Origin of the sequence: Micromonospora sp. KC606 (genome assembly GCF_004348675.1) — a bacterium.
In the GTDB taxonomy this organism is placed as follows: domain Bacteria; phylum Actinomycetota; class Actinomycetes; order Mycobacteriales; family Micromonosporaceae; genus Micromonospora.
On record NZ_SMKN01000007.1, the window covers coordinates 41129 to 59118 of the forward strand.

The following is a 17990-nucleotide window of genomic DNA, read 5'->3' on the forward strand; positions in this document are numbered from 1 at the left end:
TACGTCGGGGTCAACGCCGGCCCGACAGCCAATCAGGCCCACGGTGGCCTGCACTGTGGCCGTCATCACCCGCGCCGCGCAGACCGACCGCGGCGGAACGGTCATCCGGGACGACCAGGCACACCGTGCCCCTCACCCCGTGGGCGCCTCGCCGGGAACGGTGAGGGTGGGGTCGTCGACGTCGAAGTAGCGCGGCCACTCGTGCCCCCGGCCCATCCGCAACAACCGCACCAGCGGCCTGCTGCGGGCAGCCCGGGCGTCCCGGACCAGATCGGTGTGCACCTGCCGGGCCAGCGCCAGCCGCCGGCTCGCGGCGATCACCGCCTCGCAGGCCGGGTCGGCGGGATCCAGCTCCACCGCGCGCAACTGCCGGGTGAGGTCGTTCTCGGCGGCCTCGCGCTCCTCCGGGGCGGCATCCAGGGCGATCCGCGCCGCCGCGTACAGCTCGACGCCGTAGCGCTGCTCCGCCAGCACCGCGGCGGCTGCCGCGCGGCGCAGCAGGTGGGCGTCGAGCGCCCGGGCCGCCGACTCGGCCCGCGCGTGCAGCCGCTGCACCCGGCCGGCCGTCCAGGCCAGGTACGCGGCGACCAGCGCGACCAGGACCGCGGCGCCCAGCACCCACCACGCCGTCGAGTTCACACCGCGCCGCCCAGTCCGGCCCACTCCTGGTCGATGACCCGGCCGTCGGTTGCCTCGATGGCGGCGGCGTACACCTCCACGACCCGCCGCGCGACCATCGGCCAGTCGTAGTGGGCGACCACCTGGTCGCCGCAGGCGGTCAACGCCGCCCGCTGGTCGGCGTCGTCGAGCAGCTCAACCAGGGCGTCCCGCAGCGCCGCCGGATCGCCCGTCGCGAAGAGCCGGCCGGCCCGCCCCCCGTCCAGCACGCGGCGGAACGCGTCGAGGTCACTGGCGACCACGGTGGTGCCCGCCGCCAGAGCCTCGGTGAGGATCATCCCGAAGGACTCCCCGCCCGTGTTCGGCGCGACGTACAGGTGCAGGCTGCGCAGCATCCGGGTCTTGTCGGCCTCGGAGACCATGCCGAGGAAGGTGACCCGATCGCGCAGCTCGGCCGGGAACCGGCCGAAAAGGTCGTCGGGCTCGCCCGGGCCCGCCACCAGCAGCCGCAGCCCCGGCCGGTACGGCGCCAGCGCCACGAACGCGTCCCGCAGGATCGGGAAACCCTTGCGGGGCTCGGTGAACCGGCCGAGAAAACCGATCGTGCCGCCGCTGCCCGGCACGCACTCCCCCGGCCAGCCCGGCAGCGGCGGCACCCCGGCGAACTTGGCCACGGCCACCCCGTTGGGGATCTCCACCGCACCGCCGTCCATGTGCTCGACCTGCACCTTGCGGGCCAGCGCGCTGACCGCGATGCGGGCGGTGATGCGCTCCAGCACGATCTGCAGGACGCCCTGCGCTGCGGCCAGCACCCGGGACCGGGTCATCGCGGTGTGGAAGGTCGCCACCACCGGGCCCCGGGCGGAGAGCACGGCGAGCATCGACAGGCTCAACGTCAGCGGCTCGTGCACGTGCAGCACGTCGAAGTCGCCCCGAGTGATCCACCGGCGTACCCGGGCGGTGGAGACCGGGCCGAAGGCGATCCGGGCAACCGAGCCGTTGTACGGCAGCGGCACCGCCCGTCCCGCCGACACCACGTACGGCGGCAGCGGGGAGTCCTCGTCGGCCGGCGCGAGCACACTCACCTCGTGGCCGAGCCCGATCAGCGCCTCGGCGAGATCCATGACATGGTTCTGCACCCCGCCGGGGACGTCGAAGGAGTACGGGCACACGATGCCGATCCGCACGCGTCAACGCCTCTCGTTCACGACTGCGGGGCTCCGCTGCGCTGCGCTCCTCGCGCTCACTGGGCCTTCCCGTCAGGTCTGTCCGGTGGCCGGGCGGGCGGCGACGTCTCGCCGCCCGTGCCCCGCTGGTCCAGCCACATCCGCTGCAACATGTGCCAGTCTTCCGGATGCCGGGCGATACCCGCCGCCAGACTGTCGGCAATTCGCTGGGTCAGCACGCGGACCCGCTCGTCCAGCGGCGCGGAACCCGGGTCGGGCAGCGGCAGCGGGCCCTCGATCGAGGCGCACGCGGTGTCCGGCTCGAACCACAGCGAGGCGACGTAGAGCGGAGCGCCGGTGCGGATGGCCAGCAGCGCCGGGCCCCCCGGCATCCTGGTCCGCCCACCGAAGAAGTCGACCTCGACGCCCCGGGCCGAGAGGTCCCGGTCGGCCAGCAACGGCACCACCGCGCCGGCGCGCAGCCGGTCCACCAGCACGTCGAAGGCGGGACGCGGGCCGCCGCTGGTCGGCAGGATCTCCATGCCCAGCCCCTGCCGGAAGGCGAGGAACCGCTCGTAGAGGCCCTCGGGCCGCAGCCGCTCGGCGACGGTGGTGATCGGCCAGCCGGTGGCGGCCACCCAGGCGCCGGCCGCGTCCCAGTTGCCCGCGTGCGGCAGCGCCACCACCGCGCCCCGACCGGCGGCCACGTCGTCGGCGAGCCGGTCGGTGCCCTCCGGGTCCAGCCGGAACCCGGCGAGGATCTCGTCGCGGGTCAGCGCGGGCAGCCGGAACGCTTCCATCCAGTACCGGGCGTACGAGCGCAGGCCACGCCGGACCAGGTCGTCCAGCTCGGCCTCGGGCAGCTCCGGGCCGACCACCCGGCGCAGGTTGGCGCGCAGTCGGGCCGTACCCCCGCCGCCGGCGCGGTAGGCGCGGTCGGCGCCCGCCCGGAACACCGCGGCCACGACGGACCGGGGCAACGCGCGGACCAGGCGCCAGCCGGCGACGTAGCCGAGCTCGGTGAGATTCACTCCTGGCCGACCCGCTGGGCCAGCCGGTACACGTGGACCATCCGCTGGCCGACCGTGAAGATCGAGACCGCGGCGAGCAGCCAGAGCGCGACCTCCAGGGCCCGGTCGACGCCGAGGCCGGTGAGCAAACCGCCCACCCCGACGATGAGCAGCCGTTCGGTGCGCTCGGCGATACCCACGTCGCACGTCATGCCGAGGCCCTCGGCGCGGGCCTTGACGTAGGAGACCAGGCCACCGGCTGCCAGGCAGAGCAGCGCGGCGGCCACCCCCGAGTGGTTGCCCTCGGTGGCCAGCCAGTACGCGACCGCGCCGAACACGGCGCTGTCGGCGATGCGGTCCATCGACGAGTCGAGGAACGCGCCGAACCGGGTGGAGCCACCGCTCATCCGGGCCATCGTCCCGTCGAGCAGGTCGGTGAGCGCGAAGACCGTGACGATCAGGGCACCGGCGACCAGCTCACCCCGGGCGCCGAAGCCGAGCGCGCCGACGAGCACACCGACGGTGCCGGTCACGGTGACCACGTTGGGGGACACGCCCACGCGGAGCAGGCCGCGCGCGACCGGCTCCACGACTCGGGTCATCCCCGCGCGGGCCGTCACTTGGAAGATCTTCGCCATGGCGATCCCACGATAACGGCCGGCAGCAGGCCGCGATACGGCCGGTCGTCCGACCCGCGTGGCACAGGCTTGTGTCGGGTCGGCAACGGGTGTGAGATCGGGTGTGGGGGTGAGCCACCTCACCGACCGCACCGGCTGAAGATTCGTCGTCGGGCAGAGCACCGGAGGATATCGCCGCGGCGCCCGCCACGGGCCCGTTTCCCGTCGTGCGCGGCGGTCGCCACCAACCACCGTGAGGGAGGTGCGCCGCGATGGCGCAGAAGAACCAGGAGAAGGGTGTCACCGGCGGCGCGCCGGTGGTGACCGAGCCCGGCAGGGTTCGCAACGTGGTGCTCGTGGGGCACTCCGGGGCGGGTAAGACGACCCTGGTCGAGGCGCTGCTGGCGGCCAGCGGCACGATCGGCCGCGCCGGCACGATCACCGACGGCACGACGGTCTGCGACCACGATCCGGCGGCGGTCCGCCAGCAGCGCTCGGTGAGCCTGGCCTGCGCCCCGCTGGTCCACTCCGGCGTGAAGGTCAACCTCCTGGACACCCCGGGATACGGCGACTTCGTCGGCGAGCTGCGCGCCGGCCTGCGCGCCGCCGACGCCGCGCTCTTCGTGGTCTCCGCCGTCGACGGCATGGACCTGTCCACCGCCGCCCTGTGGGAGGAGTGTGCGGCGGTCGACATGCCGCGCGCCGTGGCGGTCTCCCGGTTGGACCACCCGCGCGCGGACTTCGACGAGGCGGTGGCGCTGTGCCAGCGGGTCTTCGGCGACAACGTGCTGCCGCTCCACCTACCGATGCTGGGCGACGACGGCGAGTCGGTGGCCGGCCTGATGGGGCTGGTCACCCGGCGGGTCTTCGACTACTCCGGGGGCCTGCCCGCCACGGTGCGCGAACCGGACCCGGAGCACCTGCCGGCCATTGTGGAGGCCCGCAACGAGCTGATCGAGGGGATCATCGCCGAGAGCGAGGACGAGACCCTCATGGACCGCTACCTCGACGGCGAGGAGATCGACACCGAGGTGCTGATCACCGACCTGGAGAAGGCCGTCGCCCGGGGTCACTTCTACCCGGTGGTGCCGGTCTGCGCCCAGACCGGCGTCGGCCTCGACGTGCTGCTCGACGGCCTGGTCGCCGCCTTCCCGTCACCGCTGGAGCACCAGCTGCCGCCGGTCACCGGCGTCGACGGCTCCCCGCGCCCGCCACTGGCCTGCGACCCGGACGGCCCGCTGGTCGCCGAGGTCGTCAAGACCACCGTCGACCGGCACGTCGGCCGGGTCTCCCTGGTCCGGGTCTTCTCCGGCACGCTCCGCCCCGATCAGGTGGTGCACGTCTCGGGGCACGGCATGGCCGAACGGGGGCACCCCGACCACGACGCCGACGAGCGGGTCGGGCACGTCTACAGCCCGCTCGGGGCGACGCTGCGGGAGGTGCCGGCGGCCGTCGCGGGCGACATCTGCGCGATCACCAAGTCGGGCAGCGCGGAGACCGGCGACACCTTCTCCGCCAAGGACGATCCGCTGCTGGTCGCCCCGTGGGAGATGCCCGAACCGCTGCTGCCGGTGGCGGTCGTGGCCCGCAGCCGGGCCGACGAGGACGCCCTGGCCCGCAACCTGGGCCGGCTGGTGGCCGGCGACCCGACCCTGCGCCTGGAACGCAACCCGGAGACCCGCCAGCTGGTGCTCTGGTGCATGGGCGAGGCGCACGCCGACGTCGTGCTGGACCGGCTGCGTACCGGCGGGGTGGAGCTGGACACCGAGCCGGTACGGGTGGCGCTGCGCGAGACCCTCACGGTCGCCGCCACCGGGCACGGCCGGCACGTCAAGCAGTCCGGCGGCCACGGCCAGTACGCCGTCTGCGACATCGAGGTGACGCCGCTGTCGCGCGGCGCCGGCTTCGAGTTCGTCGACCGGGTGGTCGGCGGGGCCGTCCCGCACCAGTACATCCCGTCGGTGGAGAAGGGCGTGCGGGCGCAGATGGAACGCGGCCTGGTCGCCGGTTACCCGCTGGTAGACCTGCGGGTGACCCTCGTCGACGGCAAGGCGCACAGTGTCGACTCCTCCGACGCGGCCTTCCAGACCGCGGGCGCGCTGGCCCTGCGCGACGCCGCCGAGCGGGGGCAGCCGACGCTGCTGGAGCCGGTGGACGAGGTGGTCGTCCGGGTGCCCGACGGCTCGGTCGGCGCGGTGCTGGGCGACCTGTCCGGCCGGCGCGGCCGGGTGCTCGGCACCGAACCGGACCCGGACACCGAGGGGCGCACCCTGATCCGCGCCGAGGTGCCCGCCACCGAACTGCTCCGCTACGCCATCGAACTGCGCTCGATCACCTCCGGGACCGGCACCTTCCGCCGCGCCTTCGTCCGGTACGACCCGATGCCCACCCACCTGGCCGAGCAGATCCGCAAGGAGCACACCACCCGCGCCTGACCCGCCGCGGCCGGTCGACGCCGGGCGTGGGCGACACGACTCACGGGCGGACGGCGGGAACCGGCGGCATCGGCCAGTACGGACGGTCGGCGTCGCGCAGGGCCGCCGCGCGCAACCCCGCGAGTTGCCGCTCCACCTCGACGAAGTGGTCCGGGGCGAGCGGGCCGAGCCGCAACGCGGCGGCGTTCTCCTCGACCTGCGCGACGGTCCGGCAGCCGGGGATCGGGACAGTCCGGCCGCTGCGCGCCCAGAGCCAGCCCAGCGCCCCCTGGGCCAGGGTCCGACCGTCGGCGGTGAGCGCGCCGCGCACCGCCCTGACCCGGCGCAGCCACTCCGGCGCCGGCCGGCCGCCCCGGAACCACTCCAGCCAGGTCGGGGCAAGGCCGCGCACGTCGTCGCGGGGCAACGTCGACTCGGTGGTGTACTTGCCGGTGAGCAGCCCCATGCCGAGCGGCCCTCGGTTGACGCTCGCCAGGTCGTGCTTGTCGCAGACCGCCAGCATGGTCGGAGTGTCCCGGAGCACCGACAGGTCGTGCTGCACGGCGGTGGCGCGCGGCGCCGCCTCGGCGAACGCCCCGGCCCAGTCTGCCCGGTCGGTGCTCCAGCCGTACGACCGGATCAGCCCCTCGGTCACCAGGTCCTCACACGTGCCGACCAACGCCTCCACCCGAACCAGCGGCAGATCACCCAGGTGCAGCTGGTACAGGTCGATCCGGTCGGTGTCCAGCCGGCGCAGCGAGTCGACCACCGCCCGGCGCAGGTACGCCGGTGAGGCGTCCTCACCGGTGGCCTGCCGGCTCCGCTCGTCGAAGGTGTACCCCCACTTCGTGGCGATCACCGCCTCGTCGCGCCGGCCCGCCAACGCCCAGCCGAGAACTCGCTCGCCGTGCCCGGCCCCGTACGCGTCGGCGGTGTCGAAAAGCGTCACCCCGAGGTCGAGGGCGCGGCGGACCGCCCGCACCGACTCCTCGTCGTCGACCCGACCCCAGCCCAACGGGCGGGTGCCCTCCGCCCAGGGGCCGCCGATCGCCCAGCACCCCATGCCGAGCGCGCTGACCTCGATGCCGCTGCGGCCCAACGTCCGCGTCGCAACTGCCACCGTCGAATCCTGCCATCCTCCGGACCCACAGGGGCAAGAACGTCACCGAGCGTGCAAACGGCCATATGCCACGGTGAGCGGAGAACCCGGGTGATCCAGGCCGCACCCTGACCGGAGGGCCGGGCGGCGGGGCGACGCCGCCCCACCGCACCCCGGCACCCCCGCCGGGCCGACATGCGCGTCCGTCAGGACCGCGCCGACGGTTCGGCCGCCGGCGACACAGCTCAGCGAGGAACGGCGTACGCCAGTGGCACCGGTGTCGGCTGCCCCGGCCAGGTCCCGGCCAGGGTGGCGGCGCCTGGCCGCACGGCGCCAGCACCGAGCCGGCGAACGACGGCCAGCTCGACGGTATCGGTGACGATCAGCGTCGGGTCGCTGTCCGTCACCCGCAGCGGCCCGGCCACGGTGGGCGGGTCTGTCCGGTCGGCGGCGCTGCTGGTGATCTCCATGTTCGGTGCGCGGTACTCTCGCACGCCGTCGACCTCGAAGAACTCCTGTGCCTGCGCGGCGCCGCCGAGGATCGCGGCGGTCAGGACCACCGGGTAGACCGGGTCGCCGCAGGCGTCGTACACCCAGCGCGGGCCGAGCACGGAGTGGTGGACGGTGCCGACCAGTCGGTCGTCGGCGCCATCCAGCGGCGCACCGCGGTAGGTGAGCGGGACCTGGTGCACCGAGCCGTCGCCGACCCGGACCAGCAGCGTCTCGACGCCGACCGCGCCAGCCGGGTCGTCGAACCGGTACGCCGCCACTCGGGTCACCTCGGCCGGTGGTCCGCTGTCGAACCAGCCCTGCCCGGGTAACCAGGCCGCCAGGAGTTCGAGTTTGCTGGGACGCAGTTCCGCGCGATGCAACAGGGCCATGCCCAAGATCGTAGAGGTGTCCTTGCGGCGCAGACCCGGAGGTCGGGCCAGGCCCAGCCGCTTCGGCCCACGCGACCGACCGTCCCGCCACGAAGTGGCCACCCCGGCGCAGGCCGGCGGCGGCGGTGGTCTCGCTGGCCTGTGCCGGGGCGACCACCAGGCAGCCGTGGTCCGTCACCGCCCCGGTCAGGCTGGCCAGGACCCGGCGAGGAGGTGGCGGGTGTCGGTGAGCAGTTGCGGCAGGACCTTCGTCCGGCCGATCACCGGCATGAAGTTGGCGTCGCCGCCCCACCGCGGCACCACGTGCTGGTGCAGGTGCGCGGCGATGCCGGCGCCGGCCACGCCGCCCTGGTTCATGCCCAGGTTGAACCCGTGCGCGTTGCTCACCTTCCGGATCACCCGCATCGCCGTCTGGGTGAACACCGCCAGTTCGCCGGTCTCCTCGGCGTCCAGGTCGGTGTAGTCGGCGACGTGTCGGTACGGACAGACCAACAGATGACCCGGGTTGTACGGGTAGAGATTGAGCACCGCGAAGACGTGCGCGCCCCGCGCGACGACCAGGCTGCGCTCGACGGGCAGGCCGGGGGCGAGGCAGAACGGGCAGCCGGCAGCCTTCTCGTAGCCACCTGCGGGGCGGTCCTCGCCCGAGACGTAGGTCATCCGGTGCGGCGTCCAGAGTCGCTCCAACCCGTCCGCCAGGCCGACGTCTCCGGTGGTGCTCCCGCCGTCGTCAGAGTGCCGCGCCGCCCCAGTCACACGCCGATCCTACGGTCACCGCACCGGGTTCCAGCCAGCCGCACCGGCCAGGCGCCGGAGGTGAGCCGGGCGGCATCCCGCGCGGTCAGCTGCGGGCGGTCCGAGGCCGGTTCCCGGGTCGAGACTCCGCCCCTGAGGCGACATGTGGTGCCGCAGGTCGAAACGAACCAGGTAGCGGACCGCCGGCGGGGCCGGCGGTCCGGGGTGGGTCAGTTCGCCACGGCGGACGGACCGGAGTTGGTCCGCGAGCGGACCACGTCCAGCACGTGCGTGACCGCCTCGGCGATCGGCACACCGTTGCGTTGCGAACCGTCGCGGTAGCGGAAGGAGACGGTGCCGGCGGCCACGTCGTCGTCACCGGCGATCACCATGAAGGGGATCTTCTGCTGCTGCGCGCTGCGGATCTTCTTCTGCATCCGGTCGTCTCCGGCGTCCACCTGGGCCCGGATGCCCTCGGCGCGCAGCGCCGCGACGAAGCCGTGCAGGTATTCGGTGTGGTCCTCACGGATCGGGATGCCGATCACCTGCACCGGGGCCAGCCACGCCGGGAACGCCCCCGCGTAGTGCTCGGTGAGCACACCGACGAAACGCTCGATCGACCCGAACTTGGCACAGTGGATCATGACCGGCTGCTGCCGGGTGCCGTCGGCCGCCTGGTACTCCAGCCCGAAGCCCTTGGGCTGGTTGAAGTCGTACTGGATGGTGGACATCTGCCAGGTGCGGCCGATCGCGTCCTTGGCCTGCACCGAGATCTTCGGCCCGTAGAAGGCCGCGCCGCCCGGGTCGGGCACCAGGTCCAGCCCGGTCTCGCGCGCACACTGCTCCAGCACCGCCGTCGCCGTCGCCCAGTCCTCCTCGGTGCCGACGAACTTCTCCGGCTTGGACTCGTCGCGGGTCGACAACTCCAGGTAGAAGTCGTCGATGCCGAAGTCCTTCAGCAGGCCGAGCACGAAGTTCAGCAGGTGCTTGACCTCGGCCGGTGCCTGCTCCCTGGTGCAGTACGAGTGCGAGTCATCCTGCGTGAAGCCACGCACCCGGGTGAGTCCGTGGATGACGCCGGACTTCTCGTACCGGTACACCGAGCCGAACTCGAACAGCCGCATCGGCAGCTCACGGTAGGACCGCCCGCGCGAGCGGTAGATCAGGTTGTGCATCGGGCAGTTCATCGCCTTGAGGTAATAGTCCGCGCCCTCGAACTCGATGGGCGGGAACATCCCGTCGGCGTAGTACGGCAGGTGGCCCGAGGTGTGGAAGAGCCATTCCTTCGAGATGTGCGGAGTCCCGACGTACTGGAAGCCCTCTTCGATGTGGCGGGCGCGGACGTAGTCCTCCATCTCACGCTTGATCACGCCACCCTTGGGGTGGAAGACCGGCAGGCCCGAGCCGATCTCGTCGGGGAAGCTGAACAGGTCCAGGTCCGCGCCCAGCTTGCGGTGGTCGCGCCGGGCGGCCTCCTCCAGCAGTTTCAGGTACGCCTTGAGTTCGTCGCGGGTCGGCCAGGCGGTGCCGTACACCCGCTGCAACTGGGGGTTACGCTCCGAGCCGCGCCAGTAGGCGGCGGCCGATCGCATCAGCTTGAACGCGCCGATCAGCCGGGTGTTCGGCAGATGCGGGCCCCGGCAGAGATCCGACCAGCAGACCTTGTCCTCGTTCGCGGCGAGGTTGTCGTAGATGGTCAGCTCGCCGCCGCCCACCTCCATCACCTCGGAGGAGTCCAGCCCTTCGCCCTTGATGTCGATCAGTTCCAGCTTGAACGGCTCGGCGGCCAGTTCGGCCTTCGCCTCGTCGAGGCTGCCGAAGCGTCGGCGGCGGAACCGCTGGCCGGCCTTGACGATCTCCTGCATCCGCTTCTCGAGCCTGGCCAGGTCGTCGGGCTGGAACGGCTTGTCGACGGCGAAGTCGTAGTAGAAGCCGTTCTCGATCGGCGGGCCGATGCCGAGCCTGGCCTCCGGGAAGACGTCCTGCACGGCCTGGGCGAGCACGTGCGCGGTCGAGTGGCGCAACACGTCGAGGCCGTCCGGCGTGTCGATGGCGACCGGCTCGACCTCGGTTTCCGCTGCCGGCGACCAGTCCAGGTCACGCAGCTGGCCCTGCGCGTCGCGGACCACCACGATCGCCTTCGGCCCGGTGGTGGGCAGCCCGGCCGCGGCCACCGCGTCGGCCGCCGTCGTCCCGGCGGCGACGACGACGGGGTCGGCCACTGCGGGGGTACGAGGTGCGGACACGGTGACTCCTCAACTGCAGACGGTAAGGGTGCGCCGGTTGCCGGCTCCTGCGATGCTATCGGTCGCCCCGCTCCGCCCGGTCGCCGGGAAAGGACGACGTCGTCGGGCCCGCGTTGAACCTTTTCGGTCTCCCGTCCGAACTACCGGGTGTGGCCGGAGCCGGTACCGGCCTCGTGGACACGGAATGGGGGCACCGATGACGACGACCCGCGGCGGAAGCCGTCGGCACCGGACCGGGCTCGTGCTGGCCGTGGCGGTGGCCGGCGTGCTGGCCTGGCCGGCAGCGGCACTGGCGGCGGAGGTGACGACCACGCCAACCCAGGCGACGCAGGGCGACGCGGTGACATTGCACCTGGTGGTTCCGGAGGAGCGGCCGGGCGCGCGCACCGAGAAGATCGAGTTCAGGCTGCCGGAGGCCACCCCGATCGGCGAGGTGTACCCGCTGTCGGTGGACGGCTGGGCCCCGCTGATCAACTTCCGGAACCTGGACCAGCCGGTGGCCGGCATCCATGCCCCCGGCGTCACCCAGGTGACCGCGGCGGTGACGTGGACCCGGGCCGCCGGGAAGCCCGTGCCGGGCCCGGCCCGACTCTCGCTGGCCATGGGCCCGCTGCCGCAGGTCGACCGGATGAGCTTCGAGCTGGTCCAGACGTACTCGGACGGCACGGTGGTGCGCTGGGCCGACCCGGCCGGCGGCGCTCACCCCGCCCCGACGCTGGCACTGGTGCCGCCGGCCCCCGGCGCGGCGGTCGGCCACGACCACGGCGGTGCCGCGCCCGTGGTCGCGGACACCGGCCAGGGTGGGGTGGCCGCCCTCCCGCCGGCTGCCGACGACGGTGGGCCGAGCGCCGACGTGCTGCTCGGCGGCGGCCTGCTGATCGGTCTCGGCGGCGGCGCGCTGATCGGCTGGATGGTGAGCCGCGCCCGGCACCGCGCCGAGCCGGACGACGACGAGCCCCAGGACGAGCCGTCGACCGGGCAGCCCGCCGGTGGACAGCCGGCCGTGGACGTCCGGCCGATGGCCGAGCCGGTGGGTTCCCGCTGAGGTCAGCGCACCCACCCCGGCAGCGGCTCCCGGGCCGCCAGCCAGCCGCCGGGCACCCCGCCCGGGGTGCCCACCCCGGCGTACGCGGCGACCACCGCTCCGGCGATCGCGGCGGTGGTGTCGACGTCCCCGCCGGCCTCGACGCAGGCCCGGACCGCGGCCGGATAATCCGACAGGTGGGTGGCGGCAACCCAGAGGGTGAAGGCCACGGTGTCCTGGGCGGTGACCCGGGAGCCGTTGCCGAGTGCCGCCACCGCCTCCGGCACCGGCCGGCCGAGCAGGGTGGCGGCCCGCCGTACCCCGGCGGCGACCGCGCCGGCGGGGTCGAGCGCGCCGGTGACGGCGGCCAGCAACCGGGCCGGGTCGGGTCGGTCGCCGTCGAGCCGCGCGCGGGCGGCGAGCGAGGCGGCGACGGCCACCGCGATCGCCCCGGCGACCCCCTCCGGGTGGGCGTGGGTTACCTCGGCGCTGACCCGGGCCTGAGCGGCGGCCCGGGCGGTGGAGTCGGCGAACCAGGCGCCGAGCGGCCCGACCCGCATCGCCGCCCCGTTGCCGCAGGAGCCCTGTCCGTCGAAGGCCGAGGCGGCGGCCACCGGCCAGGGCGTGCCGGTGCGGATCAGGCGCAGGATCGCCACCGCACCGGGCCCGTAGCCGCGGTACGGCTCGCACCGCTCGGCGAAGGCGAGCGCCAGCCGGTCCTGGTCGACGCCGCCGTGGGCGGCGAGTTCGGCCAGCACGGAGCAGGCCATCTCGGTGTCGTCGGTCCACTGCCAGGGTGGCGGGGGGAGCCGGTCGGCGGCCAGGTCCGCCGCGTGCCGGCCGGGCACGAAGAACTGCGAACCGAGGGCGTCGCCCACGGAGAGGCCGGCCAGGCTGTCCCGGGCCAGGGCCAGCCGGGCGTCAGGGAACAGGGTGAACGCCATCGTCGTGCCAGCTTGCCTGGTTCGGAGGAACGTCGCAACGTGATCAACTTGCCACCGGCAGTACGGTGCTGACGTGGCAACCGTGCTCCTGGTCGAAGACGACCACGTCGTCCGCGGCGCGATGTTGCGCTCCCTGACCGAGCGGGGGCACGCGGTGCACGCCGTCGGCACGGCGTTGGACGCGTTGCGCCGGGTCGCCGCCGAGGCCCCCGATCTCGTCGTGCTCGACCTGGGCCTGCCCGACCTGGACGGCTCGGACGCACTGCGGATGCTGCGCGGCATCACCGACGTGCCGGTCATCATCGCCACCGCCCGCGACGACGAGCAGTCGGTGGTCCGACTGTTGCGCGCTGGCGCGGACGACTACATGGTCAAGCCCTTCACCGGCGCCCACCTGGACGCCCGGATCACCACGGTGCTGCGCCGGGCCGGTCGGGCCAGCCGGGCGGTCCCGCCGGCGGCGCACACCGTCGGTGGCCTGCGGGTGGACGTGGGCGAGCGCAGCGCGGTACTCGACGGGGAGCCGCTGGCGCTGACCCGCAAGGAGTTCGACCTGCTGGCGTATCTCGCCGCACGACCCGGCCGGGTAGTGTCCCGACGGGAGCTCTTGGAGGAGGTATGGCGGCAGCCGTCGGTCGGCGAGGACCAGACCATCGACGTTCACCTGTACTGGCTGCGCCGAAAGATGGGCGAGTCCGCGGCGAAGCCCCGCTACCTGCGCACCGTGCGGGGGGTGGGCTTCCGGCTGGTGGCCCCGGACTGAGGCTGGCGCTGGCGTACCTCACCGCCGGCATGTGCGCGCTGGTCGCGCTCGCCTTCCTGGTGCCCCTCGGGCTGACCCTGCGCGACGGGGTCCGCGACGCGGCGCTGGCCGACGCGGCGCGGCGCGGCGCGCTGGTCACCGGGGCGCTCGCGGTGAGCACCGAGCCGGCGGAGGTGCGCCGGGCCGTGGAGGCCACCGGCGACGACCCGGCCACCCGGCCGGTGGTGTACGGGCTGGGCGGCGTGCAGCCGGCCGGCCGCGCCGCCGAGGACGACCTGGACCGGGCCCGGACCCAGCGGCGGTCGGTGGTCACCGACGTCGACGGCGGCGTGCTCCGGCTCGATCCGGTGGTGCTCGACGACCGGATCGCCGTGGTGGAGACCTTCGTCCCCGAGGCCGAGTTGAGCGAGGGTGTCGGCGGCACGTGGCTGCTGCTGGCCGCGGTCGCCGTGGCGCTGGTCGGCGCGGCGGTGATCGTGGTGGACCGGGTCGCGGCGCGGGCGGTCGACGCCACGAAGGGGCTGGTCCTGGCGGCCATGGCGGTCGGCGACGGCGACCTGGGTGTCCGGCTGGAGCCCAGCGGCCCCCGGGAACTGGCCGAGGCGGGGTACGCCTTCAACCGGATGGCGGACCGGCTGGACGCCGCCCGCACCGACGAGCGGGAGCTTGTGGCGGACCTGTCGCACCGGCTGCGCACCCCGCTGACCGTGCTGCGGCTGGACGCCGAGGGGCTGGACTCGGACGACACCGGCGTCGGCGCGTTCAGCCCGGCGGAGCTGGACCGGCGGCGGACGATCCGGCGGATCCGGCAGGCGATCGTCACCCTGGAGGGTGAGATCGACGTCCTGATCAAGACCACCCGCAAGGCGGTCACCCACGACGCCGGGCCGGCGGAGTGCGATGTCAGCGAGGTGGTCCGGAACCGGATGGTCTTCTGGGCGGCGCTGGCGGGCGACCAGAACCGCCCGTACCAGGTGATCGGTGCCCAGTTACGCATCCCCGCGCCGGTCCCCCGGGCCGAGTTGGCCGCCGCGCTGGACGCGGTGATCGGCAACGTCTTCCGCTACACCCCGCAAGGGACCGCGTTCGAGGTGGCGGTCTCCCGCCGGGACGGCTACGTGGCGATCCGCGTCGACGACGCCGGACCGGGCATCCCCGACCCGGACCGGGCGCTGCGTCGCGGCGCCAGCGACCAGGGTTCCACCGGGCTGGGGCTGGACATCGCCAAACGGGTGGCGTTGCAGGCCAACGGCTCGGTGAGCATCGACCGGGCCCGGCTCGGCGGGGCGAGCGTGGTGATGCTGCTGGCGGATCCGGCGGCGACGCCCCGACAGGTCAGCCGGTTCGGGCTGGTCGGCCGGATGGCGCGCGAGGTCCGCGAGCAGAAGACCAACGGCCGCCGCTGGCCCCGCCGGCGTCCCTGACGCCCCGCCGGCGTCCCTGACGCCCCGCCGGCGTGCCTGGTGCCACCGGGTGCCCGGCCGCGTCGCGCGTCCATCTCCTCCCGGCCTGGGGCGCCGCCTGCTCAGCTCGGCGGTCCGGCCGCCGCATACGCGTCGATCTCGGCGCTGATCCGGGCCTTCTCCCCCGGTGCGAGGAACGAGGCGGTCACCGCGTCCTTCGCCAGCGCGGCCAGTCGGTTCGCATCGGCGTCGAGCAGCCGGGCGGCCACGGCGTACTCGTCGTTGAGGGTGGTGCCGAACATCGGGGGGTCGTCGGAGTTCACGGTGACCAACACGCCCGCGTCGACCAACCGCCGCAGCGGGTGGGCGGAGATGTCGGAGACCGCCCGGGTCCGCACGTTGGAGGTCGGGCAGACCTCCAGCGCGATCCGGTGCTCGGCCAGGTACGCCAGCAGCTCCGGGTCGTCGGCGGCCGAGATGCCGTGGCCGATCCGCTCCGCGCCGAGTTCGCGCAACGCGTCCCAGACCGTCTGCGGGCCGGTGGTCTCCCCAGCGTGCGGCACCGACCGCAGCCCGGCCGCCCTGGCCCGGTCGAAGTACGGCTTGAACTGCGGCCGGGGCACACCGATCTCCGGGCCGCCCAGGCCGAAGCTGATCAGCCCGTCGGGCCGCTCCTCCAGCGCGATGCGCAGGGTCTCCTCGGCGGCCGGCAGCCCGGCCTCGCCCGGAATGTCGAAGCACCAGCGCAGGGCGATGCCGAAGTCGACCTCGGCCCGCTTACGGGCGTCCTCGATCGCCTCGCAGAACGCCGGGGCGGGGATACCGCGGCGTACGTGCGAGTACGGGGTGACGGTCAGCTCGGCGTACCGGACCTGCTGCCGGGCCAGTTCGCGGGCGACCTCGTGGGTGAGGATCCAGACGTCCTCGGGATCGCGGATCAGGTCCACCACGCTCAGGTAGACCTCGATGAAGTGGGCGAAGTCGCGGAAGGCGAAGTAGTCGGCCAACGCCTGCGGGTCGGCCGGGACAGGGCTGCGCCCCTCGTGCCGCGCGGCCAACTCGGCCACGATGCGGGGCGAGGCGGAGCCCACGTGGTGCACGTGCAGCTCCACCTTGGGCAGGCCGGCGATGAAGGTGGGCAGGTCGGTCACGGGTTCTCCTCTGCACGGGCGCCGGTGCGGGCGACCACGAAGATCCGGCGGAACGGGAAGTACACCTGACCATGCCGCACCGGGTACGCCTCGGCGAGGCGTACCCCCAGTTCGGCCCGGAAGCCGGCCCAGCCGGCGGCGTCCAGCGCGGCCCGTACGGGACGCAGCGCCGTGCCCTCCATCCAGCGCAGCACCGGGTGGTCGGCGGCGGGTTCGGCCGGCAGTGGGTGCACGTACACAGTTTCCCAGGCGTCGACGGCGCACCCGACGCCGGTCAGCGACACGGCGTAGTCGACGGCGTCGTCGACCGGGGCGTCGCGCAGCAGCGGGCCGAGGACGCCCGCCCATCGGTCCCGACGGGCGACCTCGCGCAGCGCCCGGTGCGACGGGGCGGCGAAGTTGCCGGGCACCTGGAATGCCAGCCAGGCGCCGGCGGGCAGTTCGTGGGCCCAGCGAGTCAGCAGCTCCCGGTGTCCGGGCACCCACTGGAGCACCGCGTTGGCGACCAGCACGTCGACGTCGGGCCCGGGTCGCCAGTCGGCGACGTCGCCGACGCGGAACTCGGCCCGGGTGTCGAGGGTGGCGGCGCGGGCGATCATCTCCGGGGAGGCGTCCAAGCCGGCGACGCGGGCGGCCGGCCAGCGGGCGGCGAGGGCCGCGGTCAGGGTTCCGGGGCCACAGCCGAGGTCGACCACAACACGCGGTCGGTCCGTCGGGATCCGGGCGACGAGGTCGTGGAACGGGCGGGACCGTTCGGTGCCGTAGCGGAGGTAGGTGCCGGGATCCCACATCGTCCACTCCAAACCGTACGTACGTTTTGTTGCGACCCTATGGCCCGTGCCGCGTGCCCGCAAGCCGGTCACTAGGCTCGGGCGAATGGAACAGCGCAGCTTCGACCGGCTCAGCCGGCAGGTAGGTGTGGTCGGCCTCGGCGCCTGGCAGCTCGGGGCGGACTGGGGACAGGTCGGCGAGGACGAGGCCCTGGCCATCCTGGCCACCGCCGTGGACTCCGGAGTCACCTTCCTCGACACCGCCGACGTCTACGGCGACGGCCGCAGCGAACAGCTCATCGGCCGCTTCCTGCGGGAACGGCCCGGGCACGGCCTGACCGTGGCGACCAAGATGGGCCGCCGGGTGGCCCAGACGCCGGAGGCGTACACCCTGGACAACTTCCGGGCCTGGACCGACCGGTCCCGGGCCAACCTCGGCGTGGACACCCTGGACCTGGTCCAGTTGCACTGCCCGCCGACGCCCGTCTTCACCGACGACCGGGTCTTCGACGCCCTGGACACCCTGGTCCAGGAGCAGCGGATCGCCGGGTACGGCGTCAGCGTCGAGACCTGCGACCAGGCGCTCACCGCGATCGCCCGGCCCGGGATGGCCAGCGTGCAGATCATCCTCAACGCCGTGCGGCTCAAGCCCTTGGAGCGGGTGCTGCCCGCCGCCGCGTCCGCCGGCGTCGGGATCATCGCCCGGGTGCCGCTCGCCAGCGGGCTGCTCTCCGGCCGGTACGACGAGCACACCACCTTCGCCGTCGACGACCACCGGAACTACAACCGGCACGGGGAGAGCTTCGACGTCGGGGAGACCTTCTCCGGCGTCGACTACGACCTCGGCCTGGAGGTCGTCCGCCGGCTCGCCCCGCTGGTCGGCCCCGACCGCACGATGGCGCAGTTCGCGCTCCGCTGGATCATCGACCAGCCCGGCGTCACCGTCGTCATCCCCGGTGCCCGAAACCCGCAACAGGCGCGGGGCAACGCCTCCGTCGCGGCGCTGCCGCCGTTGACCGACGCGGAACGCGACACCGTTCGGGGCGTCTACGACGAGTTGGTCCGGCCCCGGGTGCACGACCGGTGGTGAGCCGTGCCGGCGCGGTGCTCGCGACCGGCCCCGCCGACCCGGATGCTGGGGGTGGGGCC

Annotated in this window: 16 protein-coding genes; 5 read left to right on the forward strand and 11 right to left on the reverse strand. The window is 73.9% G+C overall.

From position 1 onward, the window contains the following. Positions 1 to 132: 132 nt before the first annotated feature. Genes E1193_RS03175 through pgsA form a run of 4 tightly spaced genes read right to left on the reverse strand, consistent with a single transcriptional unit; the run spans position 133 to position 3432 of the window. Entirely contained in the window at positions 133 to 639 is a 507-nt protein-coding gene (locus E1193_RS03175) for a hypothetical protein (RefSeq protein ID WP_132180055.1), read from the reverse strand. Then, positions 636 to 1805 (reverse strand): glycosyltransferase family 4 protein, encoded by a 1170-nt coding sequence (locus E1193_RS03180; protein WP_132180057.1) that lies wholly within the window; start codon positions 1803 to 1805, stop codon positions 636 to 638. The genes E1193_RS03175 and E1193_RS03180 overlap by 4 nt, the downstream gene beginning before the upstream one ends. 56 nt (positions 1806 to 1861) lie before the next feature. Next, positions 1862 to 2815: a phosphatidylinositol mannoside acyltransferase gene (locus E1193_RS03185; protein WP_132180059.1), complete on the reverse strand. Its 954-nt coding sequence runs from the start codon at positions 2813 to 2815 to the stop codon at positions 1862 to 1864. Then, complete coding sequence (gene pgsA / locus E1193_RS03190; RefSeq protein WP_132180061.1) at positions 2812 to 3432, reverse strand: phosphatidylinositol phosphate synthase; 621 nt, start codon at positions 3430 to 3432, stop codon at positions 2812 to 2814. Before pgsA ends, E1193_RS03185 begins: the two co-directional genes overlap by 4 nt. A 251-nt stretch (positions 3433 to 3683) precedes the next feature. Between pgsA and E1193_RS03195 the strand changes: the two genes are divergently transcribed. Next, entirely contained in the window at positions 3684 to 5846 is a 2163-nt protein-coding gene (locus tag E1193_RS03195) for an elongation factor G-like protein EF-G2 (RefSeq protein ID WP_132180063.1), read from the forward strand. 40 nt (positions 5847 to 5886) lie between these two features. Here the strand turns inward: E1193_RS03195 and E1193_RS03200 are convergent, their stop codons facing one another. The 4 genes from E1193_RS03200 to thrS all read right to left on the reverse strand — a co-directional run bounded on the left by E1193_RS03200 (position 5887) and on the right by thrS (position 10786). Next, positions 5887 to 6945: an aldo/keto reductase gene (locus tag E1193_RS03200; RefSeq protein WP_132180064.1), complete on the reverse strand. Its 1059-nt coding sequence runs from the start codon at positions 6943 to 6945 to the stop codon at positions 5887 to 5889. A 224-nt stretch (positions 6946 to 7169) separates the two neighbouring features. Beyond that, complete coding sequence (locus E1193_RS03205; protein ID WP_132180066.1) at positions 7170 to 7805, reverse strand: hypothetical protein; 636 nt, start codon at positions 7803 to 7805, stop codon at positions 7170 to 7172. Positions 7806 to 7991: 186 nt separating this feature from the next. Beyond that, a complete protein-coding gene (locus tag E1193_RS03210; RefSeq protein WP_132180131.1) occupies positions 7992 to 8504 on the reverse strand; it encodes an HIT domain-containing protein in 513 nt (170 codons plus the stop codon). Positions 8505 to 8770: 266 nt separating this feature from the next. Next, positions 8771 to 10786: a threonine--tRNA ligase gene (thrS, locus tag E1193_RS03215; RefSeq protein WP_132180068.1), complete on the reverse strand. Its 2016-nt coding sequence runs from the start codon at positions 10784 to 10786 to the stop codon at positions 8771 to 8773. A 196-nt stretch (positions 10787 to 10982) separates the two neighbouring features. Between thrS and E1193_RS03220 the strand changes: the two genes are divergently transcribed. Then, positions 10983 to 11831 carry a DUF1775 domain-containing protein gene (locus tag E1193_RS03220; RefSeq protein WP_132180070.1) on the forward strand — a complete coding sequence of 283 codons (849 nt, stop codon included), beginning with the start codon at positions 10983 to 10985 and terminating at the stop codon, positions 11829 to 11831. A 2-nt stretch (positions 11832 to 11833) separates the two neighbouring features. Here the strand turns inward: E1193_RS03220 and E1193_RS03225 are convergent, their stop codons facing one another. Beyond that, on the reverse strand, positions 11834 to 12754 hold the full coding sequence (locus tag E1193_RS03225; RefSeq protein WP_132180072.1) for an ADP-ribosylglycohydrolase family protein: 921 nt from the start codon (positions 12752 to 12754) through the stop codon (positions 11834 to 11836). Positions 12755 to 12827: 73 nt separating this feature from the next. Between E1193_RS03225 and E1193_RS03230 the strand changes: the two genes are divergently transcribed. Together E1193_RS03230 and E1193_RS03235 are read left to right on the forward strand one after the other, a co-directional pair. Next, positions 12828 to 13517 carry a response regulator transcription factor gene (locus E1193_RS03230; protein ID WP_132180074.1) on the forward strand — a complete coding sequence of 230 codons (690 nt, stop codon included), beginning with the start codon at positions 12828 to 12830 and terminating at the stop codon, positions 13515 to 13517. A gap of 29 nt (positions 13518 to 13546) precedes the next feature. After that, positions 13547 to 14941 (forward strand): HAMP domain-containing sensor histidine kinase, encoded by a 1395-nt coding sequence (locus E1193_RS03235; protein ID WP_132180076.1) that lies wholly within the window; start codon positions 13547 to 13549, stop codon positions 14939 to 14941. A 101-nt stretch (positions 14942 to 15042) separates the two neighbouring features. Here the strand turns inward: E1193_RS03235 and E1193_RS03240 are convergent, their stop codons facing one another. Together E1193_RS03240 and E1193_RS03245 are read right to left on the reverse strand one after the other, a co-directional pair. Further along, positions 15043 to 16071, reverse strand: a complete 1029-nt coding sequence (locus E1193_RS03240) for an adenosine deaminase (RefSeq protein ID WP_132180078.1) — start codon at positions 16069 to 16071, stop codon at positions 15043 to 15045. Continuing rightward, the gene (locus tag E1193_RS03245; RefSeq protein WP_132180080.1) at positions 16068 to 16862 is read right to left on the reverse strand and encodes a trans-aconitate 2-methyltransferase; all 795 of its coding nucleotides are present in this window, start codon (positions 16860 to 16862) and stop codon (positions 16068 to 16070) included. Before E1193_RS03245 ends, E1193_RS03240 begins: the two co-directional genes overlap by 4 nt. Before the next feature lie 85 nt (positions 16863 to 16947). Here E1193_RS03245 and E1193_RS03250 point away from each other — a divergent pair, with 85 nt between their 5' ends. Continuing rightward, positions 16948 to 17931: an aldo/keto reductase gene (locus E1193_RS03250; RefSeq protein ID WP_132180082.1), complete on the forward strand. Its 984-nt coding sequence runs from the start codon at positions 16948 to 16950 to the stop codon at positions 17929 to 17931. Positions 17932 to 17990: the final 59 nt, after the last annotated feature.